The sequence below is a fragment of the Brevibacillus choshinensis genome (assembly GCF_001420695.1).
GTDB lineage: Bacteria > Bacillota > Bacilli > Brevibacillales > Brevibacillaceae > Brevibacillus > Brevibacillus choshinensis.
Map to the genome: position 1 here is coordinate 79,091 of NZ_LJJB01000015.1, position 26,418 is coordinate 105,508.

Genomic DNA, 26,418 nt, shown 5'->3' on the forward strand with positions numbered 1-26,418 from the left:
TTCACTACGCTAGGATTGTTTCGGATAAGCTAATTCAGGTAACTGATACCATTCGCCTGCCATCCATTCGCGCGCCTTCCAACGAATGACGTCCGGACGAACCAGTGGCATGATTTCTTGGAACAGGTCCACACGTTCGATGTCTGTCATCGGGACGAAGCGATTGGCTGCTTCGAGATCGGCCTCCAGCTCCTCCATTTTGCTCACACCCAAAATCGACGTAGCAACAGGCAAGCTCCATGTATAGCGCAGCGCTTGTTCGGTCCACGGAGCCAGCTTTCCTAGCCCCATAACCTTCATCCCGATAACCGCTACACCTTTTTCTACGGCTTGCGGGACAAAATCATGCGCGAAGCTGTAAATAAAATGATCCAGTGCGGACAGCGCAACCAGTGCACTATCAAAAGGATAACGGCGAATGGCTTCCGCCAGCAGACGAGGGTCCGTATGACCGCTAATGCTGATTTTACGGATCAGGCCCTGTTCTTTCGCTTCGATCAAGGCTTCGAGCGCGCCGCCTTTGGCAAAGATCGCGTCCAGATCATGTGGCTGCATGATATTGTGCATACGCCACTCATTGACATAATCGGTCTGGAGTCGCTTCAGACTGCCTTCCAAATCCTTCAGGGCGAGGTCTCGGGTACGACCGCCTGTCTTGGTCGCGATCCACACCTTGTCGCGCAGACCTTTCAATCCCAGACCGACGCGTGTCTCCGACTGTCCATCACTATAGCTCGGGGCCGTATCAAAATAATTGACCCCCGCCTCTACTGCGCGGCGAATGATCGCAATCGCTTCTTCTTCCGTGCAGTCGTGCTCATCCACAATGCGTTGCGCACCAAAACCTAGCAAAGAAACCTGGTGTGGGTCTCGTCCAAACGAACGGGTCTGCATCCAAGAAATTCCCCTTTCATTAGAAAACAAGACGCCCGAAATCGAGCGCCTTGAGAACGTTATCTGTCATTAGTTGCTGTATGTTTCGTAAGCGTTGGTCAGCAGATTGGCAATGGTTTGCAGATCGTTGTTTTCGATCTGATGACGTTCGATCATCGTCATAATTTTGCCGTCTTTCATGATGGCAAAAGACGGGGAAGATGGTGCATAGCCTTCGAAATACTCGCGAGCTTTTGCAGTCGCTTCCTTGTCTTGTCCAGCAAATACGGTGAAGATGTTGTCTGGCTTCGTGGTATGGTTCAGGGAATATACAACCGCTGGGCGAGCCAATCCTGCTGCACAACCACAAACGGAGTTCACGACTACCAGTGTCAGACCTTTCGCACTTGGCAAAGTTTGTTCTACTTCATCAGCAGTGCGGAGCTCTTGAAAACCATTGCGAGTCAACTCTTCACGCATTGGTTGGATTACTTGGCTCATATATGCTTCATAAGACATCATGGGGCAACCTCTCCTTTTTCTATCACGTTATCCATTACGTTTATTATACCCGGTTCATGACCATTGGAGAATCAGGAAGTGCTTATTAACTACACTTCCATCAAAATGGTAAGAATCATCGGGTTGCGGCCTGTTTTTTCGTAGATGAACGGCTTGATCACTTCATTGATTTGGGCCTTCAGCTCAGACCACTCTTTGATTTTCTTTTCCAATGCTTCCTGCAGACGTTGACGAACGAGCATCGTCGCTTCCTGAATGAGCGACTCGGAACCACGCACGTATACGAAGCCACGGCTCACGATATCAGGTCCCGTCAAGATCTTGAAGTTCTTCATATCCAAGCTCACGACAACGACCATCAATCCGTCCTCTGCCAAATGCTTGCGGTCGCGCAGGACGATGTTTCCTACATCCCCTACACCACTACCATCGATCAGGACGATACCTGCATGAACCTTGGTCAGCCATGCTTTTTCACGATTGCAGTTCAGCACATCGCCGTTGTCCATGATAAAGATGTTGCTATCCTCAATCCCCACTTGCTGTGCCAACTTGGAGTGAGTCTTCAGCATCCGGTACTCCCCGTGGATCGGGATAAAGAACTTGGGACGGATGAAGTTCAGCATGAGCTTTAGCTCTTCGCTGCTTCCGTGACCGGAGGCATGGATGTCAAAGTCTTGGTTGAGCACGACATTGGCACCAGCTCGGTACAGCTTGTCGATCGTCCGGCTCACGTTGATCGTGTTGCCTGGGATCGGTGAAGCCGAAATGATGACTGTGTCTTCCGGATAGATCGAAACCGTCCGGTGAGAACCCGAAGCGATCCGAGTCAGAGCCGCCATAGGCTCGCCCTGGCTACCTGTACAAATGATCAACACCTGATTGTCTGCGTAGTTGTCGATGTGCTTGATGTCGATCAACATACCCTCTGGCATCTGGATGTAGCCCAGTTCTTGTCCAATTAAAAATACCTTTTCCATGCTACGGCCAATGACCGCGACTTTGCGGTTGCATTGCTCGGCAGCATCCACGACTTGCTGCAGACGGTGCACGTTGGAGGCAAAAGTCGCGAGAATGATGCGACCGCGCGCTTTGCGAACCACATCGAGAATGCCTTCGCCTACCGTACGCTCCGACATAGTAAAGCCGTACCGCTCACTGTTTGTACTGTCCGACAGCAAAGCCAGTACATCTCCGCTCGCACCAATGCGGGCAATTTTCCCGTACTCGGTCGTTTGTCCGACAGGTGTCATGTCAAACTTGAAGTCGCCCGTATGGATAACCGCTCCTTCTGGAGTATGAAGCACGACCCCAAACGAATCTGGGATACTGTGGTTTGTACGGAAAAACGTAGCCTTCAACCGGTCGAAGGGAATTTCCGTATCTTCCGAGATCGGAATCAGTTTGACATCGTTTTGCATGCGGTGCTCTTCCAGCTTTGCCTTGACCAAGCCCAGGGTCAGGCGTCCACCGTAAATAGGCACCTTTATTTGCCGTAAAACATAGGGAATAGCCCCGATGTGATCTTCATGCCCGTGCGTTAATAAAAGTGCTTTAATTTTATGCTGGTTTTGTACCAGATAAGAAACATCGGGAATGACCAGATCGATCCCGAACATCTCGTTCTCGGGGAATTTCACCCCGCAGTCAATCATGATAATCTCATCCTCATACTCGACGCAGTACATATTTTTTCCGATCTCGCCGAGGCCGCCCATCGCGAAAATCTTAACGTCGCTCAATATCTTTCCTCCTAACATCATCGTGCATGATTTTGGAAACCCGAACCAAGCATGCCATTCTTATTGTAACACAACGCGAGGCGTTCGTTTCATCCAGTCTTTCATTCCACCAACAGAAAGGGCCATCCGTCGCATTCCTACGCGAAATCTCCTAGTCTATTGGAAAATTGTACAAAATCAGAGGGGTAGAAAGCAAGAAACCCGGCTTTCCTGCAAAACAAATGGGCAGACTACCGCACATTGGAGCCTCACATCATATCAAAAGGGAGTCGTGACCGATGAAATCAAAAGGAAAAGCCATCCTCGTTGCCCTGCTGTTGGGCCTGTCGCTAGCCTGGACAAGTCCAGTCGCCGATGCTCAGCCTCCCTATGCAAAATGGGGCAAAATCGCCATGCAACAAACGATGAAAACGTACCCCAAAGCAAAAGTTGTGGATTATTTGCACGTAGGTCGAAAAAACAAAACGCCCACAACGTCAGAAGAGACGTTCAAGCTCTTGCTCCAGGAGAACAATCGCATGTGGGCGTTACTGGTTCATATTGAATTTGAGACGAAATCCGAGAAGGTGCTGAAGGTCAGCTTTGAGGAGACGAGCTAAGCTAGTCTGCCAGCTGCTCCATCTCCGTCATCATTTGCTCCATGTCCATTTCGGCAGCCATTCCGTATGCGCGGCGCATGTTGCCGTCTTCATCCACGAGGAACATGCGCGCCGTATGGGCAAAAGAACCATCCGGCTGCTTCATCACAGCGATTCCGAAGTCTTTCGTCACCTTTTCCACAGCTTGGGTATCCCCTCGCAAGAACTGCCAACCACTCTGATCAGCCTTGAATTTCTTGGCGTATTCTTGCAGGACTTCAGGTGTGTCAAAATCAGGATCAAAGGTAATGCTCACGAACTCTACCTTATCCCCGAACAATCCTTTTTCCTTCAACTGATCCTGCAGCTTGGACATATTGTATGTCGTAGCAGGACAAATATCTGGGCAATTGGTAAACATAAATTCGACCAGCCTTACCTTCCCCTTGCCTTCTGAGAAGGTGTACTTCGAGCCATTGATGTTATCTAATGAGAAGTCGTTCAAGGCCTTCATGACAGGAATGTCTACTTTGGTCATGTATTTGTATCCGAACACGCCGACAATAGCCAAAATGAGTACACCTGCCAGTACCGTAAACCAATGACGCTGCAGAGCCGTTCCCTGCTGCTTTTGCGTACCTATACTCACGATTTACTTCCTCCCCTTGCCTATCTCTACAGTTCTTTCTCTCCTGGCCATGCCAGCATTCCGCCCACCATATTTGCTACATCGTAGCCTTGTGCGGTCAAGTACTCTGTTGCCATATTGCTACGCGCACCGCTGCGGCAAACCATGACGATCGGAACGTCTTTGTCCAGCTCGTCGATGCGATGCGGCAAAAATCCAAGGGGAATCAGCTTGGCTTGTTTGATGTGACCCGCATTCCACTCGTCAACCTCGCGTACGTCGATTACTTGCAGCTCCTCATTGGCTTCCAGCTTTGCCAGCAATTCTTCTGGAGTTATTTCTTTTACGCTATTACTCATCGTCGGTTATCCTCCTACTATGTACCTGAAAATAGTTCCGTACCTACCAATTCCCATCATATCATAGCGGCCTTCTGTTTTCTAACGCGAAGACCTCGAATGGGCAACAAAGAACATCACTTTATTACGAATAGTAATTAAGTTGAATAAAATTAGCTACTTATATATAATTAGTTTCATAACACGTAAAGGAGGCGATACGAATGGGAACCTGTAGATGCGGTCAAACCAAGAATGCAGAAGGAAATTGCGACGGTACACACGCAACAATAAGTAAACCATAATCGATGCCAACCCAAGGATGAACGACCGCGTTTTAGCGGAAGATTTTACCGAAGTGATGCCAGAAGCGGACGCTGAGGCACTTCGCCATGCGCTCTAGAATTCATAAGCGTAACGCTTATAAATTCTTCCACGTTAAAAAAAGACTAATTCTTCTGTACAGGAAAAGAAGCACGATCCGTGCTTCTTTTTTCGTATTTCCGACTTACAGCTTGCCCTTCTTGATCCAGTACACGATACGATAGGAGCCGAACAACGACACCAATAGCATCGCAATCAGCATAAACAGCCAGATTCCCAGCATATTTGTCTCCTCTAGCCCCTCCGCATTCTTTCCTACAAAATATCCAATATAAATAAGAAGGAAGTAGCACAACACATTGGGAATGATCCACGCTGCTCGCAACGCCGTGCTTTTTTTCCCTTTCGACTGTTTTTGATCGTTTGAAATATCCATTTAAACCTCCCTGATAACTGATTATTGAATATTGACAGCAAAGTATACTTTTTCATACAATTATGACAACAACCTATTTACGTATTTCATCAAGAGTGGTGGAGGGACAGGCCCGACGAAGCCCGGCAACCTGCATGGAAACATGTGAGGTGCCAATTCCTGCAGAATCCATAGATTCTGAGAGATGAGCTATTCCGTGTATGACCGGAGCCTTCTTCTTCTCAGGAGAATGCTCCGTTTTTTATTGGTTTATCATACCACAGAAAAAAAGGAGAGATGATCATGTCAAATCAACAACAATGGAAACCGGAAACAATTGCAGTCCATGGAGGACAGGAGCCAGACCCCGTGACAGGTTCCCGTGCCGTCCCTATCTATCAAACGAGCTCCTATGTGTTCCGCGATACGGATCATGCGGCAGATTTGTTTGCGCTGAAGGAAATGGGCAACATCTATACACGTATCATGAACCCGACACAGGATGTATTTGAGAAGCGCGTTGCTCTGCTCGAAGGTGGCGTCGGCGCGTTGGCGACCGCTTCCGGTCAGGCAGCCATTACCTTCTCCATCCTCAATATCGCGCAAGCTGGAGATGAAGTGATCGCATCCAGCAGCCTTTACGGTGGCACATACAATCTCTTCGCTCATACCCTGCCACGCCTTGGCATCAAAGTACATTTCGTAGATCAATCCAATCCGGAAAACTTCCGGGCATACATCAATGAAAATACCAAAGCGTTTTTCTGCGAAACGATCGGAAACCCTCGCATGGACGTAGCCGATCTGCAAGCAATCGCGGACATCGCTCATGAAAATGGCGTTCCACTGATCGTAGACAATACGTTTGCGACTCCGATCTTGTGCCGTCCTTTTGAACACGGCGCAGACATCATCGTCCACTCTACTACTAAATTCATCGGCGGCCACGGAACAGCCATCGGCGGAATTATCGTAGACTCAGGCAAATTTGATTGGAACAATGGCAAATTCCCAGGACTGACTACTCCAGATCCTAGCTATCACGGAGTCGTTTACGCGGATGCAGTCGGACCTCTGGCGTACATCATCAAAGCGCGTGTCCAGCTGCAGCGTGACATCGGAGCAGCTGTCGCTCCTTTCAACTCCTTCTTATTCCTCCAAGGGCTCGAGACGCTGCATCTACGCATGGAGCGCCATAGCCAAAACGCACAGGCAGTTGCTCAATACCTCGCTTCCCACCCTGCCGTGGAATGGGTCAGCTACCCAGGTCTGGAGGGCGACGCGAATCACGCACTAGCGCAAAAATACTTGCCTCAAGGCGCAGGTGCTATCCTCACCTTCGGCATCCGTGGCGGTGTAAATGAAGGAAAGAAACTGATCGAATCTGTAAAGCTTTTCTCTCACTTGGCAAACGTGGGAGATTCCAAGTCGCTCGTCATTCATCCTGCGAGCACCACCCACCAGCAAATGTCGGAAGAAGAACAAGCTGCTGCTGGCGTTACTCCAGGCATGATCCGTCTCTCTATCGGAACGGAGTCTATCGCGGATATTATTGGTGATTTGGAGCAGGCGTTGAAGACGGCGGTAAAGCAAGTCACCGCATAATACAAACAGAATAAATGAAAAAGACAGGCCTACTGCATCTCTGCAGTAGGCCCTTTTTTCCATTTTCCAGGTTGTAGCAGCTCAAACCAAACTACTTCAACACATAAATTTTTACATTTTGCATACCAAAGCCGCTTGCGTCCTTACCAGGCACGTAAATGTCCACCCGCGCATCTTTGATCGCTCCACCGATGTCGGTTGCTTTGGCGATCATGCCGTTCCCAGGAAGCGAGCCATGTTTGTACCCGGTGATGTATACAGTAGAGCCAAGCGGAATCACGTCCGGGTCGACAGCGATCGTACCCACTTTGAGCGGATTTCCGAAGTAATCCACCCCTGCCCATCCGCCGTTTTCCTCTGCTGATCCGGTATAGGCGGTCGCCACAGCTTTGATCACTTTACTGTAAGGACGAGCTTGACCGGCAGTTGTCTTTACATGATTTGCGACGGGCAACTGGATGGTCTGCCCCAGTTGCAGGTTCTGTGGGTCTACCCCCGGATTTGCCTTCTGTACCGATTCCAAAGGCACGTTGTACTGTTTGGAAATCTGGTAGAAGGTGTCGCCTGCTTTAATCTGGTAGGTAGAGGAAGCAGCGAATGCTGGTGTTGCGATCGCTGCCAAGCACAAACCTAACGCCATCGTTACAAAAGATTTTGTTATGAACTGTTTTTTCATTTTTTTCTCCTTTCAACTGCCTGCGAGGTTAGTTGTCGGATTCGGGTTGAGGAGTCAACCCTACGCATTCGCGCTTCACCCCAAATCGCAGATCTTACGACCTTGCGAAGAAAATCGTCCCCCGCACCTCACTCGTGTGAAGTTTTGGCTTCCAAAAAATTACCACATCTTTTTCACAGGGGTAAATGAGAAAATATTGGAAACACCGGAAAACTCATTGTGTTGCGTCAAGGAACGAAGCTTCGACATCCCGATCTCTAATTGATTGGCTCGCCGTTTCTTATTGGCATTGAAGAACAAACTTGGCGGCTGCTGTTGCTCAATCGGTAGTGTAAATGAAACAAACAAACCCCAAGGCTCGTTATGGCCTTGGGGTTTGTTTGTCCTTTTATGGGCGAGTTGGTGGTTTTGGAGCATCATGCTGAGCGCCGTTGTACCATTCAATGTCTTCCCCATCATCGAAGTTCGTTCCCTGATGCTGGACTGCAAAGAATTGGAAGTTGACCTTTTTCAAAGCATCGCCTTGGAATTTGTTATCCGCTGTGCCTTTAAAAGTCAGTCTTACACGAACTGGATCCGCATCTGCAAGCGGTAGAGCTGGTAAGGCGTAATTGTAGAAGTTATCGGTCAAATCACCAGTTGTTACAGAGCTTTGATTGAGCTCCTTGAGGGTTCCTTTCCATACTTGCTTGAGAGGAAGGACTTCGCCGCTGAATACTTCAATCTGAATCTGATCAGCAAAATCGTCCACGCTGTTAACAATCTTATGCTTGTTGTCAATTTTGGAGTAAGTAGCCGATGCCGGATTTGCTCCATCAACATAATCCGCATTGTCGTAGGTTGCTTTCATGAAGACATCTCGGATGGATAACGTACCGCCATTCACGAGCTTGAATACTTTTTCTACGCTGTCACCCGGCTTCAGATTCCCGAGCTTGGATTCAAACAGATTGGTCCCAATCTCTCTGTCATTCAGCTTTTTCAATTCCAGATTCAACGTACCAGCTGCGTACGAACCTTGTGCCGTTTCCACGTCGGAGAAAGAAGCGTATGTACCTCCCCCAACCAAAGAGAGACCCGCGGCTGCGGAAAGAACGGCCATCATTACTTTTGTCTTAACACTCATCTTGAAAGTCCTCCTTTTTACCCCAATGGCAGGGGAGATGGATGATCACTAGTTAAGTGAGAACTGCCGGGGATTCCCGGCAGCTTCTCGTTTATTCATTCTGGAATTAATGGCTTTCTGTTTGGCTAGCGTTTTCGTTCTCGATGTTTGTACCATCGTTGAACTCTTTGCCACTGAATTGTACTGCGTTGAATTGGAATTTGATTTTGCTCAGCGTGTCGCCTTGGAATTTGTTTCCAGCCTCTTTGTTGAAGGTAAACTTGATGGTTACGCCATCTGTGTCTACTGGCAGAGCAGGCAAGCTATGGTTGCTAGTCTCGGAAGTGATGTCTGGAGTCCATTTGGTTTTCAGTTCTTTCAATGTACCTTCCCATACGCGGTTGGAATGAGTAGGGTTTGCGACTGGGTCTCCACCATAAACTTCAACTTTGATTTGATCAGCAAAATCGTCAGCACTGTTTGTGAAAGCAGATCCCAAGTATTTGGAGTCAATCTTAGCGCGGAGTGGGTTGCTAGAATCGTTACCATCTTTGTAATCGCCGTTTTCATAAGTAGCTTGGAAGAATACGTCTTTGATCGACAGGGTACCAGCATTGGTCAGCAAGAATTTTTTCGTTACGCTGTCTCCTGGTTTCAGGTTAGCCAGTTTGGATTCAAATACGCCAGAACCCAGAGCGCTTCCGTTCAATTTTTTCAGTTCGAGGTTCAACGTACCTGCTGCGTAGCTATTTTCTGCTGTTTCAGTGTCAGAGAATGCCGCGAAAGTTCCGCCACCGATCAAGGAAATACCGAGTGCTGCCGATGCTACGCCCATGCCCAATGCTTTTTTAAGACTCATGATAAATTCCTCCATTTTTTTGCCCGTACTCGGGCTTATTTGATTTTTTATTTTTTGAACCCTTATGGCTGTCATAAGGAGTTGCAAACAAGGGAAGGTACTTCGTTTAATTGGCCGCCTTGCTCTCCAATTGGTTGATTGCTTTACGAATGCTCAGGATCGAGTAGCCTAGCAGGAACACCCCTGGGGTAATCATCAGGATGACTGCTCCTGTTTTGGATCTTACGAAATCTAGCAGATAGCTGAGGTTGGGAACCGTGATGCCCATGTATTGACCTACGATGTTTTCTGCACGAACAGGCTCTGGATCAGCCTTCTGGTTGTTGTCGCCTTTGGTCACATACGATACGTTCTGGCCATTTTTCAGTACATCCACCACTCTGTGCGTGACGAGCTTGTCGTCAGCTACTCGGAACGTAATGACATCCCCTTTTTGAAAACGATTCATGTCACCACCTGGTTTGATCACAATCACAGAGCCAGTCATGAAGGTCGGTTCCATAGAGCCTGATAAGACGCCCTTCATTTGAAAGCCGAAGAATTTCGGTTCGCCATCAGAAGCCTTTGAAACGACAACCGCTGACGCCATCACGATCAGGATCGCTGCGAAGATCCACGTCACGATTCTGCTGATCCATTTTTTCATTCTCTTTTCACCTTACCTTTGCGTGTTGATCTCGACTCTTTACTTCTTCTTCTCCAGCCAGTCGATTGACTTTCCGCAGCGAGCTAATGACGAGATAGCAGCCAGGGATAGCCGAAAGCAAGAATATTCCGACTTTAGACTGAACAAACGTCACGACGTATCCCATGTACGGCAGCCAGTAATGCACTTTCCCCATCACTTTTTCGGGGGGGACTGGCGTTTGGTCGGCTACGTTGTTGGCATCGCCTTTCGTAATCAGCTTGCCTTCCTGAATTTCGACCACGCGATGGGTGACGGTATAACCATCCGGGTGAGCGTAGGTAATGATGTCACCTGTTCGGATTTCCGTGAAAGGGGCTGGCTTTACGGCTACAATGCTACCGGTATCAAACTCGGGAGACATCGAACCACTGAGCACGACCCGCAACTCATACCCGAGCAGGCTTGTCTTTCCTTGCGTCACCTTCCCGTACAAAAGCAAACCATTCAAGGCGACCACGAGAACAAAGAGGATGGTGATCATGAGCGAAAAGGTCTTCTTCATGATGGTCACATCGTAAGCCCTCTCTTTCTGTGGTGTCTTCCTTACATTTCCTATCTTACTTGTTAACTAATTTGTCATCTTCCAGCGTCAGGGTGATCTTGCACGAGATACCGGGATGATAACTTTTTCCTTTCGGGATGAAGGTCACTCTCTGCGGCGATGACCCCTCCTCATCCTAAAGGAGGATGCCTATCTCCCCCTTTTTGAGAGCAACACTATAAAAAGACCCAGCAAGGAAATCCTCGCTGGGCAAGTATGGGGTATTTTGTGCGGCTTACGTCATTCCATCCTCACAGACGCGCTGTGTCGCTCGCGGGAGGATCAACTTGGGTACTTGGGGAACCGGATGGCGTACCCTCCTGCGGATTCGTCACGGGGGAATCGGTCCCTGGGTCTTGCGGAGATGGAGGTGCCGGGCCGCTGGGATCCGTAGAGGGAGTCGTCGGTGTCTCAGAACCGGTAGACGGCGGCTGTGCAGGTTCCGTCGTGTTTCCCCCCGGTGCAGGTGTATCTGGCGTAGTTGGAGTGCTCGGCGGATTCGGTGCAGCTTCCTCCGTCACATCCGTGGATTCCCGATAAGAAGTACTGATCGTAAGCGGAATGGTCAAGGCGTAGAACCCTCCCAATGCCGTTACTCGCAGCTCTCCTTTCTCGGTCTCGCTCTTTCTCTTGTCCCACGCACTCTTGCGGCTATGCGTAATACGAAAGGCAATTCCTTTTTCCGCTTCAACGCGTTCCACGATTACTTCACTCGCCGCTTCACCCGTCAGCGTGATATTTTCCACGTCCAGATCCAAATGCGAACGCTGAGGCGTAAATGAAATGACTTGTGAGCCTTCCATCACGGCGAGCTTGCTGTCTTTGGATTCAGACGAAGATCCATCGGCATTCACGGTACGCGTGATCTTGATGCGTTTTTCCACTTTCGTTTTCAATACAATCTCTTCCGTTTCCGTCACAAAGACGTCTTCATTGGTACCAGTTGAAACGGGGGATACCTGCTTCTTTTCACTGGTCAAAAATGAGAGCGTTCCATCCAGAGGTACGATGTTCAGCACGAGCGTAGCTGCCATCAACCCCATCGCCAGTCTCTTCAAGTGGCTCCCCCCTACTCTGCAAAAATCGCAATCGCTGTGGCTTGTTTTGCTAGAAAGCGTAGCTCCAGCTCCCCATTTAGGGACTGATAGGAATGATCGACGCCTTCTGCTGGCAAATACACCGTTATCAAAAAGGGTTTATCTCCTTCATTCGCTGAAAACTCTCCCTCGGTTCCATTCGACCGGATGATTCCCGGCTGTTCTTGGTGCAATTCCCTCACCAAGCCGTCGTATACTTCCTGGCCGCCTTCGGTAATCCGTACACGAAGCACTTCCTCCAGCTTTTGTGCCGCACCTGAAGTACCCGTATCTTTTACCCGCGCTACGATTTTGTAGTGGAAGTCCAGGTCGCTTGCACCTTTGGAAAGGGTCGCTTTGATCTGGCGGGCATCTCCCGGTATCATTTTCGCCAAATCGACTACCTGATTGCCCCCCTGCATGACTTGCCACTCGCTGCCAAAGCTGGTGGAAGAAATATCGAGGAGTCCGACAGCAAACTCATGCCCGGTATCCTTGACTTCCTGCCACATCCAACTGTAAGTCGTAGCAGGCTGGCCCCACAGTGACAGCGCGACACCCACTAAGAAGACGCTGCCGATGATCTGATCCCGGAGAGGGACAAAACGTGCTCTCGTTCTTGACCTCGAGCGCGTTCTGGATCGCCCGCTCTGCTCATCGCGCATACTTGTTGTTTTCCAAGTACACATCTGCTTTGTACAAATGGAGAGCCAGCTTCTTCGTACCAACGACTTCTCCCTCGATCTCCTTAAATCCGTCAATGCCATCACCTACCCGCACTCCGCCGCTTTCCACCGCGTATTGGTTGACTTTGGTGAAATCGTTGTCGACAATCTGGACCTGCGTTTCTTTATCATTGGCGATCACAACCGCGTGCTTGCCACCGCTGAATGTGTTATTGGCGATCAGTGCAGCTTTGATGGTTTGATTGAGGACAATGGCCTGATCAGCACCTTCGAAGACGCTATCCTTTACAGTCAGACCTTCGAGGAATTTCCCGCCTTCAGAGCCTACCTCTGTAGCAACGTCCACTGCCCCGGCTGTTCGGATCGCTTCGTCAAATCCACTGCTAAATGTGCAATTGCGGAAGCTTACATTGGAGCCGACCAACAAACCAGTTCCCCGACCTTCAAATCGGATTCCTTCAAAGGACGCATCGTGCACCTCAAGCTCGTCTGCACGGATAATAACTTTGCCTTCCTGACCCGGTGCTGCCTTCCAGGTAATGTGCTTCGGGAGCTCCATTCCGCTCAAATCATAAGATCCAGCTGCCAGCACGAAGGTCATTCCTTTGGCTGCCGTGCCGTCCTTTTGCTTGGAGCTTTCTTCATCTCCCACGCGGTTGGCCAGCTTCATCGTGTCTAGCAGCTGCTTCCCGCTCAGGTCCTGCGGGGTGAAGGTCATGACAGGTCCACCCTGCGCAAAGTAATCGCCGTTCTCCTGTTGGGTAGCGAGAAAGCCGAAATTGACCTCCGCTGATTTTTCCTGCACCTCGTTCCCAGTGCTCTCAGGCAGATAGACGGTAAAATGAAGCTGATCCCGCTCGCCCTTATCCAGCTCAGGGATGACTACGTTTGCTTGAGTCAAGGTGCTGATGCGTCCGTGATAGAGCAGCTCATCGTCGCTGGTGCGGCGAATCTCCGCCACCAATTGGTCGTAGACGATGTCATCTCCATCCGCCTTTTCCGCCAGCAAAGCGTATTTCACAGGTACATCACTGCTGTTTTCTACGCTCAGTGTCTTTTCTACTCGAATCCCTGGCAGGAATGGCTGGTCTGCTTCTGCCTGGAATTTCGCTTTGTTCTCACCCAGACTGATTTCCAATTTCCCAGCAGCAAATGTCGTAGAGTCCTCTACCTGGCTCGTAAAATACGCGTACGTCCCAAAGCTGGTGCTCGCTGCGATGGAAGAGATGACAGCCGAACCTATGATGATCCGCTTCCACGGCCAGTTTTTCACCTGTTCCCACTTCATGTTAGTTCCCCCTCAATCGTCTCGTTCTCGGCCGAAGCTTGTTTCAAGTCCTTTTTGGTGCCAGATCGACGCTGTGTATATACGACAAAAAGCAAAAATCCGATGAGTATGAAAAACATCGTCAACGGCTCCTTGAGAAGCTGCTGAAGGGATGCTGCAAACGGAATCGTATAAACGACCTGTCCTACCAAACGGTTTGGGTCTGTCCACCCGCCATCTGCCTCATGATTGGCGTCGCCCTTGGTCTGCAGATAACCGTTCTCCAGTCGCGAAACAACGCGGTGCGTAATGAGTGAGCGAGACTGATCATCCTTCCAATACGTGACGATGTCGCCTGTCTGGGGTACTTTTCCTGTGTAGCGAGTCACAATCACCATGTCACCTGCATCAATCGTAGGGGCCATGCTTCCTGTCAAGACGGATAAGACTCTCCAGTTGCCCAGTCCGGGTATCCGATCAGAGTTCCATTGGCTACTAGCGTACAGGAAGAGATTGAGGATGAAAAAAAGGGCAAGCAACACAAGCCCTATACGCTTAGTCCAAACCACTCCCACTCCGACCACCCCTTTTTCTCATTGTACGAGGTTCGACTGCCTCTATCTTCCACCGTCGGAGGGACTCCGGTTGCTTGGAAGGAGGAAGATTTTTAGCAGACAGGTTGAGCCCCTCTCATACTGAAGGATGAGGCAGGAGGAGGGTACAAAAAAATACTGCCCTGATTCAGGCAGTATTCTCGTCCAGTTGATTCAGTTGACGGTCAGGAAAAGCAAATCGATAGGAAGCAAAAGGACGTATCAGTACGAAGCGGATCACGGCAGGAGAAGCCTTTTGCATGGTGAGATCCTTGCTACAGTATGGACAAATCCATCTGTACCAATCCCCGCTGCTAAACGAGTGGTTTTTGCAGCGCGCACACCATTTTTGCATCATGAGCCTTCCCCCCCTCTTTCCCCTCACTCTATCAAGGCTTTGGGTGAAATCCTATCCGTAAGCAGTCTGATTGGCTCTATCCATCAGGATGAGGACTAGCCAACCATCGGGGGGACGTTGGAGACTTTCGTAGGTGAATGAATCTGTACCGATTTGACAAACGCCTTGACTACTTTGTCATCATACTTTGTCCCTGCCATCGTGCATATTTCCTCAAAAGCCTCTTCGATCGTAGAGGTTTGGCGATAATTCCGCGTCGTGGTCATTGCCAGAAAGCTCTCGACGATCCCCAGAATTTGAGCGAGGAGAACAATATCATCTCCTTTCAGCTTCTTCGGATACCCAGTGCCGTCTAATCGCTCGTGATGATCCTGCAGCGCACGCACGACTCGAGCAAAGGACGGCTCATCCCGAAACATTTCATAGCCAAACTGACTATGCTCCTGAATGATCTGGAATTCAAACGTCGTCAGCTTTTCATTCGTTTCAAACACGTAATCAGGGAATTTGATCCGACTGACGTAATGCAGCAAGGAAAGGAGATTGATTTCCCAATCATTCACCCGTTCATTGGGGAACTCACGCAGCATTCGTTTAATCAGTCGGCTCATTTGCTCGATTTCCCTGCTACTCGTCTGTGTTTTTCGCTCAACGATGGGAACCAGTGTATTTAAGAGTGTGATGGCATATTCCCGATTATGCTCCTCTGTAGCTGACTTCGCCTCGCCCATCCTTTTTTGGAGCGTAGTAAAACCGATCCAGGTGCATATGGCGCTCGCCGCTGCTAGCGTCAGATGAAAAAAGATATCCATGCTGAACGCTTCGTTCTGTCCCACTCCCAGGCTCAATGCATAAAGCAAATAGCTTATCGTACTCCACACAAGGATAAGTGAGCGATCGTAAAAGAAACTGAGATAGATCGGAAAAAGGATAAAAACGGTCCATAACCCAGTAAAGTGCTGGGGATTGTACAAGCAAAAAAACAGAAGCAGCGATGTGCATAAAAAAGCAGAAGCGTGGAGCGAATAAGCCTCAGGGAGCACGTAACGCTTGTGCAGAACGTAGACCGTCCAACTGACAGCCGCGCATACGACCAAGCCAACTATCGCTGTCCATTGGTTTGAAATGATCTCAAGTGCTTGCAAGAGGACAGCCATTGCCGCATCGACACTGACCAAAATTGATATCCAGTAAAACATGGCATCAGCTAGGTAACTAGTGTGGTTTTTGTTTCTTTTCCTCTGCTTCATGGGGTACCCTCTTTACAGTTTTTCCTTAAGACGGACGACCCTTAAGGCGCTACTTTGACCAAGCCCTTTTTCAATGCGTACAAAACCGCTTGTGAGCGATTGGGTTGCCCTGTTTTACGCAAAATGCTGCTGACATGCGTCTTCACCGTAGCTTCTGAGATATAGAGTCGTTGAGCGATTTCCTGATTGCTCAAGTTTTCGACGATCAACTGAAAGACTTCCTGTTCCCGTTCCGTGAAAGAAACATCCGGCTCTTCCTTTCGTTTGCGCTGCAGCTTTGACTGGAAGCAGGAATACCCCATCATCACCATGTCCATCGTATGCAAGATCTGCTCAGGGACCGTATCCTTCATGATATACCCGTCCACATTGGACTCCAGTGCCCGGAACACATCTTCACTCTCGTCAAACGCCGTCAGAATCAGCACTTTGATCTCTGGCAGCTGATCCTTGAGCAGTTTGCAGCCATCTATGATAGAGATACCTGGCATCTTCAAGTCGGAGACAATCAGGTCAGGTTTTACAGCCAACGCCTTGGACAAAAGCTCATCACCATCACTGGCTTCTTCCACAACCGTATAGCGCGGGGAGCTCTCCAATATCATTTTCAGCCCCTCACGAACGATACGATGATCGTCCGCCAATAGAAGCCTTACGCTATCCATACATTTCCACTCCCTTTCTCGGTATGATCGCCAGTATTTCCGTACCCTCGCTGGGCTTGGAACGGATATGCAAGGTACCGCCCACCTGAGCGATTCGCTCTTGCATTCCTACGACCCCATACGTACTTTCTCTTGTTTTCTCTTCTGCAACAAAGCCAATACCGTCGTCATTCACCCGGACTTTTACTTGTACAGACGACGCTTCCACACTGACCGTCAGATTACGTGCCCGCGCATGCTTGACTGCATTAGCTGTCGCCTCTTCCACCATCCGATAAATCGCGTTGAGTACCGGCAATTCTTCTTCTAGCACCCGCCCCTTTGAAGTAAAACGAACTTGCAAGTCCGTCCCGACAGTCATCCGTTTCAGCAGTTGTTCGATTGCCTCTGCTAACTGCTCGGACTCCCTAAATTCCCTCAGATGCGTAATGGTATGCCGGACCTCTCCATGACACCACTTGATGCGCTCCTCGATCTGCTCCAGGCGTTGCGCTGCGCTATTTTTGACTTCTTGTGGGAGTGAGCGCTTTAGCTGGAACATCTGAGCGGACAAGAAAAACAATTGCTGGGCCAAGCCGTCGTGCATGTCCTGCGCCAGATTTCGACGCATCTCCTCGTGCAGGGACTTGGCCATTTCATACCTCGCCCTCGTCTGTTTTCCCTGTTGGCAGATGATAAGAGAAATCATTCGCAACATGAGACGTTCTCCGCGGTTGATCACCCGTTTTGGCGGAATGGAAAAGATGAGACATCCCCACGCTTCCCCTTCCAATCGCAGCGGCATGCATACGTATGTATCCTTTTGCCCAGAGTAATCGTCCAAGAGCTCGACGGTTACTCTCTCCCATTCCTCGGCTCCTGCATCCAGCAAGGTATTCAGGAAATACTCTCTCTTCCATTCCCCCTCTGCTTCCCGATTCTGATAGAGACATAAATATGCCTGTTCTGAGCGAAAGACACGCCGCACCATCTGCTCAGTAGTCGCGCAGAGGTTCATCGTAGGACTGGAAGTTACCTTTTTCATAAACAGAAACAGCTGGTAGCATCGCGAATACATGTTTTTAATCGAACGCAGCAAAGCAAAAAAGCAAAATGCCATGCTGACCCACAACGTAATATCGAGGAGCAAGCGAAGCTGGTTGAAATTCATTTCAGCCGGAATCATGGTGAAAGGCATCCATTCCTGTAGCAGTGAAGCAGATAATATAAACAGAACGACAATCAGCAGTACCTGTTCGAGACGCAATACTACCATCAGCCATAACAGAGTTGTGTACGCATAGAGCATAAATGGACTGCTCCATTTTCCCGTCTGGATGATAAAAAACAAGGCCAAGCCCATATCGACCAGTCCGAGTAAAAACCATCGCTTTCGTGGGAGTGCGTAAAAAAGAATGCTTACGTACGCCAAAACAATCAGCAAGAAAGCGATAAACGATTGAGAATTTGAATCAGGGGCATCCATATAAAAAAAACAGAAAGCTAGGAGGAGCACCCATTGAAAAAAATACACGACCAGACGGAATTCCTTTAGCAACCAATCCATGAGGCAGAGCTCCGTTTCTCCTATCCTAACAAACGACGGAAAATTAAGACATCTCTATCGTACTTGATCATGTCAAACATTGACAATATATGAAAAATGTCGAACGCTGATAGGATGAGCTTCCTTTGTTCGAAGTTACATATGTTCGACAAAAATTGATTCGAAAATATCGAATTGCGTATACGAAAAATATTGAACTGTTTATTCGAATATTTTAGAATTCACTTGTACCTATCATCCTCACGGGAGATGACTCGCCTTGAGCCTATTAAATATTGGATGTCAGCGCATGACCTATCGAGTAGAGCTTGCTTATTCACCTCTGTTTGAAGCTGCTTTAGGCATTGCTGCTGCCACCTATGATCAGATACACCCCACTCTGGAGCTTCCTCCCTCGTACTGGAAGCAGCTCCAGTCAGAGCTCCCTCTTGAAGTTGAGAAAGAGCTTGTGTACGCCAAACAGCACAACACGTGGAAAACACTCCTTCACTTGTTACATCAACGCTCGTTTCCCGATCTAGAGTCTTTTTTGCGTTACCTGAAAAAGCTCTCTCCCTTTGACTTGCGCTATTACTCTCTACCCTATCTGGGCGAAGAATGCCAAGATGCGCGTCGTCAGGCCGCGGAAGGCAGTAAGGAAGCGATGATTCATTTGCAGACTTCCTGTCGCGATCATCTCTTTTTCCCTGCCTATATCGCTCATATCTATACAACCGAACCAGATGACCTGCGCCGCCATTTACTTTGTCTCATGGAAGGATGGTTTCTCACGCATATCAAACCCCATGAAGAAACCATCGTCCGCACCTTGAAGCGAGACTGCTCCCAGAAACAGGTGATGCAGGCAAAGCTTTCAGCAGAGGCACTGGTAGAGTGGGCAACGAATGGCAGCTACCCGCCTGAACCGACTGTTACCCGTGTCTTGCTCATTCCCCATGCCATTTATCGTCCATGGACCATTCAAGCGGATGCTGAGGGCACGAAGATTTTTTACTATCCAGTCGACGATGAACATTTGCACAGGGATGCGGACCCATATCGTCCTCCGCTCCCCCTGGTCCAAGCGCTAAAGGCACTCGGAGACGAGCAACGGCTTCGCTTGGTAAAAATGCTATCTGAACAAGATCTGAGCCTGCAAGAAATGACCGAAACATTGGGAGGAGCAAAATCTACCGTTCATCACCACTTATCCATGCTGCGCTCTGCTCATTTGGTAGAAACCGTAAACGGAAAGTACCGCTTAAAGCGAACGGTTCTGGATAAGCTACCCCTACACTGGGAGCAGTTCCTCGGAGGTTCGTTGGATGCACGCCATTGAGCGTAGAACTCCTTTATTGAGCCATCGCCCCTATCTTTTCATTCTGCTAGGGCAGCTCATCTCTGAACTGGGAGCAGCGCTAGGAACAATGGCAAACAGTTGGCTGCTCTATCAAGCGACGGGCTCTCAGGTGGCTGTAGGAGAAATGTGGTTACTCTATTTTTTGCCCTCGCTCGCTGTCCAACTTCTGGCTGGCCCCTATCTGGATCGCTTGGACAATAAGCGGGTCATCGTATTTTCACAATGGATGCGAAGTGCCGCCTTCTGTTTTTCCTTTCTTTTTCTTACAGTGCATCCGGAACAGCTCTGGCCGGTGTATGTTGCATCGCTGCTGAACGGGCTGATCCAGCCGCTCTACGTTCCTTCAAGCCAGTCGTTATTGCCGCGGATCGTTCCTAAAGAGCAGCTCCTACAAGCCAACTCCTATTTGGACAGCGTTCTTCGCGTCGTGATGATTATGGGTCCTCCTCTTGGTGGGGCGATCGTTGCCACTGTCGGTGGTGCCCCAGTTTTGGCGATCATCGCTGTGAGCTATGCCTTGAGTGGTACGCTCTTGATGTTGTGCCCCTACACTCCACCCTTACACCGAGAGGCATCACAGCGCTGGGTCGTCATGTTCCGTGCCGGATTACGTGTTTTTGCAGAAAAGCCGGCCTTGATATGGTTGAGTATGTACGCAGCTATCGTTCAATTTGCAGTAGGCGTTACCCTCGTTCTCAATCTGCCCTTTGTCGTGGATGAGCTATTAGGTACTTCCCTGCACGTAGGGATCTTCCTGGCTGGTTATCCGCTGGGCTACCTGTTTGGTTCGCTACTGGTTCCTCACTTCCTGATCCATCACAAGCAGATGGTCATGTTTGGTTCTCTTGTCATCGGTGGTGCATCGTTTCTCGCTTTGGGATTCGTTCACAGCTTTTCCCTCGCTGTGGCGATTGAAATATTCGCAGGTCTTGCCGCTCCCTTTTTTCAGATCCATTGCCTGAGTCTGTACCAGCTCTCGGTTCCCCAGACACTCATGGGACGTGTCCTGTCTGTCAGGCTGCTTATTATCCGTGTAACCATGCCTCTTGGTGTCTGGCTAGGGGGTACGATTGGAGAAACAGTGGGGGTTCGACTTCTTTTTATGGCGATTGGGACGTTGGTCGTGGTCTGTGCACTACCCGGTCTATTCTTTTCGAAGATTTGGCAAAAATAGGATATCGCTTGTATAATGAATACTCGGGCTTTGCCCCTCAATCCACGTACATAAAGGAGACTTTCCATGGCTCACCCTACCTTGGATAACCTGTTAGCTAGCATGAACCGCGTGATTGTCGGAAAAGACGAACAAATTCGTCTACTCGTGATTGCTCTGCTCGCGCGTGGGCATGTGCTACTCGAGGATTTACCCGGCATGGGAAAAACCGTGCTCGCGAAGACTTTGGCCCATGCGATCGGAGGTACCTACAATCGCTTGCAATTTACCGCAGATCTCTTGCCATCAGATGTCATCGGACTGCATGTATACAATCAGCGCACACAGGAATTTGAATTGCGCAAAGGGCCTGTGTTTGCAGACGTTTTGCTCGCCGATGAGATCAACCGCGCTACGCCCCGCACGCAATCCGGCCTATTAGAGGGCATGGAGGAGCGGCAGGTGACAATTGAAGGAATTACAATGCCCTTACCTCCTGCGATGCTCGTCATTGCGACGCAGAATCCTATCGAATCGGAAGGTACTTATCCCCTTCCCGAGGCGCAGTTGGACCGCTTTTTGTTCAAGCTGTCTCTCGGCTACGGGACGCGGGAAGATTCCAGGGAGATCCTCAGACGTTTTCGCAGTGAGTCTCCTCTAGATGAGATAAAAGCCGTCATCAGCGTCGAAGAAATTGCCGCTCTGCAACGCGAAGTGACCTTGGTTCACGTGAGCCAAGCTGTAGAAGAATACGTCATCGACCTGACAGAGGCGACCCGCACGCATCGCTCGGTGGATGTAGGCATCAGTCCGCGCGCTATGCTCGCCCTGCTGCGCTCAGCACAGGCCGCAGCGTTCCTCGCAGGTCGTTCCTTTGTGCTGCCAGACGATGTAAAACGAGTGTTTCCTAGCCTCGCCACTCATCGGATTCGCCTGTCGATGGAAGCAGAGCTGCATGTGACAGAGTCTGAGATCGTGGAGCAAATTTTGAAAAGTGTACCGACTCCCGTCGAGGAAAGCGTGTAGCAATGAACACGAAGCAAACCTTTCACGTAATTGGTTTTCTCCTCCTACTTTTCGCTCTGTTTTCCGGGAGCTGGTTTCTGTGGCTGTTTGGTGGTCTGTTCTTTTTCATGCCAGCCGCGCACAGCTGGTGGATCGCCAACATGAGCCGTTGGGTAAAGCTCGAATGGATCGCGGATCAGACTCGCGTCATGCCAGGTACGCCTGTACAGGTCACAGTCCGGCTGCACAATCGATCATGGCTTCCGCTACCTGCCACCTGGCTGCGATTGACCCTGCCCGATCATGTCACGGTCGAAGGTGCTGACGAGGTGCGTGTGAGCAATCAGCGGACAGTCGTGCGACTACGAATGGATCTTCCCATGCGGCACAGCGCTAAGCGCATCCTGATCCTCACGCCACATAAGCGTGGGGTCGTCTGGCTCACTGAGGTGCAATCAGAAACACTCCCCTTGTTCGCTGATGAAATGAGTGCGATCCCGCTTCGGGTTTCCTTTACCATGCTGGTCTATCCGTTGCCATTACCTTTGCCGTCCATTTCTATCGAGGATACCGAGCCGGACGGCAGCAGGCTCTCCCGTCAACGTCAGCAGGATGATGTCACGTTCCAACGCGGCGTGCGTCCGTACATTCCAGGCGACCGCTTCAAGCATATCAACTGGAAGGCGACCGCCAAAACAGGATCGCTTGCGACTCGCGTATTTGAGCATACAGCACGTCCAGACTGGCGGATTGTCGGCCATATCCTGCCGTCGTACGAGCCTTTGCAGCAACGACATAACGATACGGTCAACGAGCGAACGATCTCCTGTCTAGCTGCATTGTCCGTCTTTTGCCGAAAGCGTTCATTGGGGTACGAGTTGTACTTGAGTGTGAAGCAACGTGGTTGTGATCACTATCATCTGCCTGCTGGAAGTGGCAAAAGCCATCATCTACACGTGATGACCCAACTGGCTCAGATGCATCATTATGTCACGACGCCACTCCCCCCGATCCTCCGCCGTCTGGAAGAGAATCCTTCCAAAGAAACGATCCTGTTGATCACGCCACGACTGGATGAGGCCATGGAACAGGCAATCGATCGACTCCTCCGCCGCGGCCACAAAGTAGCTGTGCTGGATGTATCCGATGACCAGGCCGTGCTTCGCCGCTACGAATCGTCACGAGCTCCAATCGGGAGGTTGATCGCACGATGATCGTGACCACAATCGGACGCTGGACACTAGCCTTTTGGCTCGAAGCCTTGCTTCTTGCAGGTTGCTTTATGCTGTTCGGCTATCTGTCAGCCGGCTTCGGTCCATTCCTGCTATTCGGAATCATCACCTCTCTGCTATTCGTCATTGGTGGCCTGATTTTCCACGAAGGCAGTCGAAATCCACTGTTCCTAATGCTTCTTTACGTCATCGTCGCCGGAGTGGGAGTGCTCAGCTACCTGACATTTGATTCCTGGATGATCGCTTTGATCGTAGCAGCCCTGTATTTCTGGAGAATCCAAGCTGTTGCCTCCGATGGCATCAGCCATGCCAATCTGCAGCGACGATTCGTGCTTGTCCTAATGGTCTGCCTCATCCAGCTGGTGATCGGAGGGTTGTACGGGTCTGCCGTCCACTCCGAAGACTTTCAAGCTACTACGTACTACTGGATGCTGGGACTGACACTCGGAAGCTATCTGTTGCTCAGCTTGCTCGAATACGTCACACGGGAGCACACCATCCCGACTCTCCTCCCTGCCTCTATTCACGTCAAGCTTGGTGGACAAGTATTGGCTGCGCATTCACTTGTCACCATCGGCTATCTACTAATCGCCTCTGCCGTCCTAGGAGCACTCGCTCTACTGTGGTCATGGGTGAAGGGCCCTCTCGGGAGTGGGCTGTACTGGTTGATAGAGCCTATTCTGAAGAAGCTGGCTGATTGGGCAGAGGGACTGTCAGGTGTTTTGGAGAGAGATGGCCGTGTCAATGATGTGCTGGACAATCAGGGACAGGGCGCAGATCAATCCTATCTTCCCCTCGATCAGGGAGAACCTCTTATCAACCTTTTGGAGCCCTATTTGATAGCGGGAGCCTCTTTACTGATTCTGATTGTACTGACCAGATATATTTGGAAACGCCGCTACCATAAAGAAGGCGTACCTGAACAAACTCCTCCGACTCATGATGCCTCAGCCTGGACTCCGCTCTCTGAGTCTGATGACAAAGACGGAAGCCCCCTGCGGGACGTACGCCACTGGTTTAAAAAGACTCCCGGTCCTGCCGACGATCCGGTGCGTTATGCTTACTATCAATTTTTGAAGCACACCGCTTCACGAGGGATGCCCATCTATCGCTTCGAGACCAGTCAGGAGTATCTGCTTCGCCTGCAGCGGCAATGGCAAGATCCAGCTTCCCTCCAGTTGGCTGCAAAAATTACCGATTCATACGAAAAGTATCGCTATCGCGAGCAATCCCTCGCCCCCGAAGAGCTGGCAGCCATGAAGCAAGCGGTGAAATCATTGCGAGAGACGGCAGCGACATGATCTTGATTTTCTTCACCACCACGCTTTCTTGTGCGTGGTTTTTTGTTTTTCCTTGACACTGCCCCGTGCTTCTTGCATAATTTCCTCAATTTTGCCCACTCTTTTATTCGATTTACCAAATAGTTAATCCAAAAGAAAGGAGTCCCTCATGCACGACCTCCCACAGTGGCTGCGAAAGCACCTCACGATCATTTATCAACCGAGCTACGAATTTTTTCTCAGCCTGCACGTATTATCGAATCCGGAGCACCACACCTCCCGCTTGGGGTGGGCACAAGAGGCACTCGCTGCCCTACCGCGTCCGCTATTCAGAGATTTGCCCCATTTCGCTGAGCTCTCGAACGGCTTTTTGGACATCATGGACATTCTCTCCCCATGGGAAGAATCGTACCAGCATTCCGTAGAGGCAGGATTGGAACAGATCAGTGGACTTAGCGCTGAAGAATTTGCGGAAATCATGCTGGGGCGTGTCTACCACCGACGGCAAGTACAAGAGTGGATCGCAGGGCGCGCGGATGAGGCGTTTGAACTGCTAAAGCCAGTCCATCGGCAAATGCTGCGCCATCCGCTGGCTACCAAACGGAGGTTTCTGGAATTTTGCTACGCCTACCTCCCAATCTTTCAGGCCGAGCAGCGCCGCATTGAGCCGTGGCTGGTCCGCGCCGTCATGGAGGCTGAGGAGCAAGCAGCAGCGGATCCGGTCACCTTTTTATCACAGGTGCATACCCGCTTGCATGTACATGAAGACTTCTTGCTTTTCCACAAGGCAAAGACTTATACGTTTGCCTACAGCGACCTCTCCCATGTCTATTTGTGCGCCACCACCTTCGTCTCTCCCCATCTGCTGCTCGGGATCTATCCGGAACACATAACGATCGGGCTATCTGTAGACGTGCCGGGTACCGCTGCAAAGGCAACCATTCCTGCCGATTTTATTGCCAAGATGAAAGTGTTTGGCGATCCGACCCGTGCAGCGATTCTCAAATCGTTGCTGGGCCATCCGTACTGCACGCAACAGCTGGCAGAGTTGCACGGTATTACGGAGCCTGCGGTCACCAAGCACTTGAAGCTATTGAGCGATGCCGGCTTTGTCTGGAATGAACGTCGAGGGCGTTACGTGTTTTACCGCGGGCTGCCGGTTCAGCTGGAGCAGCTTTCTGTCGACCTGCATGAATTTATCGACATGCCGGCTCCCGGTCTCTCTATCCATCCCCCTCATAAGGAACGGAGGAAATAACGTGCTTCAAGTCGCCAAAGCTACCTTTGTTCGAAATACGCTGGTCATGATCCGCGCCTATCCGTGGTCGTTTGTGATCGGGCATATTCTCTCCGGTGTGTACACCGTTCTATTTGCCTACTTTGCTTATCACTACGTCTTCGGCGGACAGCTGGACGAACGGTTTGCTCGTTACTCAGGGTCATCGGACTACTTATCCTACGCCATCCTGGGCGGCGCCTTCTACGCATTCTCCGTCTCGACGCTGATGAATGTGAGTCGCTCATTGATTACCGAATTGCGCGAAGGAACGCTCGAAGCCGTGCTTCTAACGCCTTCCCCGCGACGGGGATACTTTCTGGGAAACGTCCTGCAGCAAGTGATGCGAACCGTATTCGAATTTGCCGTCATTTTGATCGTCGGAGCTTTCTTCGGGCTCACACTGGGCGGTGCAAATATCTGGGGGGCCATCGCTATTTGGGTCATGTCTACAGGGGCATTCTTCTGTCAGGCACTGGTGCTCGGCAGTCTGATGCTGCGCTTTCGCGACACGTACATCACCCAAAATACGTTGTTCGTCATCATGGCGTTCGTCTCCGGCGTGACTTTCCCCAGCGCCTATTTGCCAGCATGGCTGTTGCCGCTCAGTCAGTTCATGCCGCTCGCGCCTGCTCTGGATGCGTTTCGGAAGTGCGTCATTTTAGGTGCACCCCTGATTGACTGCCTACCGCAGCTTCTCCATTTGGGGGCTCTCTCGCTTGTGTATCTCATCATTGGGGTCTGGGGAATGCGACGGATGGAAAAACGGGTCATGGAATCCATTTTCGGATAAAGGAG

The 26,418-nt window shown here is 50.2% G+C and carries 28 protein-coding genes and 2 riboswitches; of the genes, 9 read left to right on the top strand and 19 right to left on the bottom strand.

Features of this window, described 5'->3' with window-relative positions; genetic code table 11:
- Positions 1-9: 9 nt before the first annotated feature.
- The 3 genes from AN963_RS28780 to rnjA form a co-directional block, all read right to left on the bottom strand.
- Positions 10-894 (bottom strand): aldo/keto reductase, encoded by an 885-nt coding sequence (locus AN963_RS28780; protein WP_055747992.1) that lies wholly within the window; start codon positions 892-894, stop codon positions 10-12.
- A 69-nt stretch (positions 895-963) separates the two neighbouring features.
- On the bottom strand, positions 964-1,395 hold the full coding sequence (locus AN963_RS28785) for a BrxA/BrxB family bacilliredoxin (RefSeq protein WP_055747993.1): 432 nt from the start codon (positions 1,393-1,395) through the stop codon (positions 964-966).
- A gap of 89 nt (positions 1,396-1,484) precedes the next feature.
- Complete coding sequence (rnjA, locus tag AN963_RS28790; protein ID WP_055748189.1) at positions 1,485-3,155, bottom strand: ribonuclease J1; 1,671 nt, start codon at positions 3,153-3,155, stop codon at positions 1,485-1,487.
- A 260-nt stretch (positions 3,156-3,415) separates the two neighbouring features.
- Between rnjA and AN963_RS28795 the strand changes: the two genes are divergently transcribed.
- Positions 3,416-3,736 (top strand): DUF3889 domain-containing protein, encoded by a 321-nt coding sequence (locus AN963_RS28795; RefSeq protein WP_055747994.1) that lies wholly within the window; start codon positions 3,416-3,418, stop codon positions 3,734-3,736.
- Between the two features lies 1 nt (position 3,737).
- On the opposite strand, the gene AN963_RS28800 is transcribed toward AN963_RS28795, so the two are convergent.
- From AN963_RS28800 to AN963_RS28810, 3 genes are all read right to left on the bottom strand, one after another.
- Positions 3,738-4,364 (bottom strand): SCO family protein, encoded by a 627-nt coding sequence (locus tag AN963_RS28800; RefSeq protein ID WP_055747995.1) that lies wholly within the window; start codon positions 4,362-4,364, stop codon positions 3,738-3,740.
- 26 nt (positions 4,365-4,390) lie between these two features.
- The gene (locus tag AN963_RS28805; RefSeq protein ID WP_055747996.1) at positions 4,391-4,702 is read right to left on the bottom strand and encodes a rhodanese-like domain-containing protein; all 312 of its coding nucleotides are present in this window, start codon (positions 4,700-4,702) and stop codon (positions 4,391-4,393) included.
- 487 nt (positions 4,703-5,189) lie between these two features.
- Positions 5,190-5,441 carry a hypothetical protein gene (locus AN963_RS28810; RefSeq protein WP_055747997.1) on the bottom strand — a complete coding sequence of 84 codons (252 nt, stop codon included), beginning with the start codon at positions 5,439-5,441 and terminating at the stop codon, positions 5,190-5,192.
- Between the two features lie 83 nt (positions 5,442-5,524).
- Positions 5,525-5,632, top strand: a riboswitch (SAM riboswitch).
- Positions 5,633-5,723: 91 nt separating this feature from the next.
- Between AN963_RS28810 and AN963_RS28815 the strand changes: the two genes are divergently transcribed.
- Positions 5,724-7,025: a homocysteine synthase gene (locus tag AN963_RS28815; RefSeq protein ID WP_055747998.1), complete on the top strand. Its 1,302-nt coding sequence runs from the start codon at positions 5,724-5,726 to the stop codon at positions 7,023-7,025.
- A gap of 91 nt (positions 7,026-7,116) precedes the next feature.
- On the opposite strand, the gene AN963_RS28820 is transcribed toward AN963_RS28815, so the two are convergent.
- The 13 genes from AN963_RS28820 to AN963_RS28880 form a co-directional block, all read right to left on the bottom strand.
- Complete coding sequence (locus AN963_RS28820; RefSeq protein WP_055747999.1) at positions 7,117-7,701, bottom strand: 3D domain-containing protein; 585 nt, start codon at positions 7,699-7,701, stop codon at positions 7,117-7,119.
- Positions 7,702-7,703: 2 nt separating this feature from the next.
- Positions 7,704-7,861, bottom strand: a riboswitch (cyclic di-AMP (ydaO/yuaA leader).
- A gap of 228 nt (positions 7,862-8,089) precedes the next feature.
- Positions 8,090-8,827, bottom strand: coding sequence for a TasA family protein (locus AN963_RS28825; RefSeq protein WP_055748000.1), 738 nt, complete (start codon positions 8,825-8,827; stop codon positions 8,090-8,092).
- 106 nt (positions 8,828-8,933) lie between these two features.
- Entirely contained in the window at positions 8,934-9,665 is a 732-nt protein-coding gene (locus tag AN963_RS28830; RefSeq protein WP_055748001.1) for a TasA family protein, read from the bottom strand.
- Positions 9,666-9,771: 106 nt separating this feature from the next.
- On the bottom strand, positions 9,772-10,311 hold the full coding sequence (sipW, locus tag AN963_RS28835) for a signal peptidase I SipW (RefSeq protein WP_055748002.1): 540 nt from the start codon (positions 10,309-10,311) through the stop codon (positions 9,772-9,774).
- A gap of 7 nt (positions 10,312-10,318) precedes the next feature.
- Positions 10,319-10,855, bottom strand: a complete 537-nt coding sequence (locus tag AN963_RS28840; protein ID WP_236708148.1) for a signal peptidase I — start codon at positions 10,853-10,855, stop codon at positions 10,319-10,321.
- Positions 10,856-11,145: 290 nt separating this feature from the next.
- A complete protein-coding gene (locus AN963_RS28845) occupies positions 11,146-11,952 on the bottom strand; it encodes a hypothetical protein (protein ID WP_055748004.1) in 807 nt (268 codons plus the stop codon).
- A gap of 11 nt (positions 11,953-11,963) precedes the next feature.
- The gene (locus AN963_RS28850) at positions 11,964-12,635 is read right to left on the bottom strand and encodes a hypothetical protein (protein ID WP_055748005.1); all 672 of its coding nucleotides are present in this window, start codon (positions 12,633-12,635) and stop codon (positions 11,964-11,966) included.
- A complete protein-coding gene (locus tag AN963_RS28855) occupies positions 12,625-13,944 on the bottom strand; it encodes a SipW-dependent-type signal peptide-containing protein (protein WP_055748006.1) in 1,320 nt (439 codons plus the stop codon). Before AN963_RS28855 ends, AN963_RS28850 begins: the two co-directional genes overlap by 11 nt.
- The gene (locus AN963_RS28860; protein ID WP_161827314.1) at positions 13,941-14,498 is read right to left on the bottom strand and encodes a signal peptidase I; all 558 of its coding nucleotides are present in this window, start codon (positions 14,496-14,498) and stop codon (positions 13,941-13,943) included. The genes AN963_RS28855 and AN963_RS28860 overlap by 4 nt, the downstream gene beginning before the upstream one ends.
- A 166-nt stretch (positions 14,499-14,664) precedes the next feature.
- Complete coding sequence (locus tag AN963_RS28865) at positions 14,665-14,874, bottom strand: hypothetical protein (protein ID WP_055748008.1); 210 nt, start codon at positions 14,872-14,874, stop codon at positions 14,665-14,667.
- A 95-nt stretch (positions 14,875-14,969) separates the two neighbouring features.
- Positions 14,970-16,124, bottom strand: coding sequence for an HD-GYP domain-containing protein (locus AN963_RS28870; RefSeq protein WP_055748009.1), 1,155 nt, complete (start codon positions 16,122-16,124; stop codon positions 14,970-14,972).
- A 41-nt stretch (positions 16,125-16,165) separates the two neighbouring features.
- On the bottom strand, positions 16,166-16,789 hold the full coding sequence (locus AN963_RS28875; RefSeq protein ID WP_055748010.1) for a response regulator transcription factor: 624 nt from the start codon (positions 16,787-16,789) through the stop codon (positions 16,166-16,168).
- Complete coding sequence (locus AN963_RS28880) at positions 16,782-18,335, bottom strand: sensor histidine kinase (RefSeq protein ID WP_055748011.1); 1,554 nt, start codon at positions 18,333-18,335, stop codon at positions 16,782-16,784. The genes AN963_RS28875 and AN963_RS28880 overlap by 8 nt, the downstream gene beginning before the upstream one ends.
- 259 nt (positions 18,336-18,594) lie before the next feature.
- Here AN963_RS28880 and AN963_RS28885 point away from each other — a divergent pair, with 259 nt between their 5' ends.
- The 7 genes from AN963_RS28885 (at position 18,595) to AN963_RS28915 (ending at position 26,413) form a co-directional block, all read left to right on the top strand.
- A complete protein-coding gene (locus AN963_RS28885) occupies positions 18,595-19,653 on the top strand; it encodes an ArsR/SmtB family transcription factor (protein WP_055748012.1) in 1,059 nt (352 codons plus the stop codon).
- The gene (locus AN963_RS28890; protein WP_152985749.1) at positions 19,640-20,848 is read left to right on the top strand and encodes an MFS transporter; all 1,209 of its coding nucleotides are present in this window, start codon (positions 19,640-19,642) and stop codon (positions 20,846-20,848) included. Before AN963_RS28885 ends, AN963_RS28890 begins: the two co-directional genes overlap by 14 nt.
- 66 nt (positions 20,849-20,914) lie before the next feature.
- Positions 20,915-21,853, top strand: a complete 939-nt coding sequence (locus tag AN963_RS28895) for an AAA family ATPase (protein ID WP_055748013.1) — start codon at positions 20,915-20,917, stop codon at positions 21,851-21,853.
- A gap of 2 nt (positions 21,854-21,855) precedes the next feature.
- Positions 21,856-23,046, top strand: a complete 1,191-nt coding sequence (locus tag AN963_RS28900) for a DUF58 domain-containing protein (protein WP_055748014.1) — start codon at positions 21,856-21,858, stop codon at positions 23,044-23,046.
- Positions 23,043-24,365, top strand: coding sequence for a DUF4129 domain-containing protein (locus AN963_RS28905; protein ID WP_055748015.1), 1,323 nt, complete (start codon positions 23,043-23,045; stop codon positions 24,363-24,365). The genes AN963_RS28900 and AN963_RS28905 overlap by 4 nt, the downstream gene beginning before the upstream one ends.
- Before the next feature lie 148 nt (positions 24,366-24,513).
- Positions 24,514-25,602, top strand: a complete 1,089-nt coding sequence (locus AN963_RS28910) for an ArsR/SmtB family transcription factor (protein ID WP_055748016.1) — start codon at positions 24,514-24,516, stop codon at positions 25,600-25,602.
- A gap of 1 nt (position 25,603) precedes the next feature.
- Entirely contained in the window at positions 25,604-26,413 is an 810-nt protein-coding gene (locus AN963_RS28915; RefSeq protein ID WP_055748017.1) for an ABC transporter permease, read from the top strand.
- The last annotated feature ends 5 nt before the right edge of the window (positions 26,414-26,418 follow it).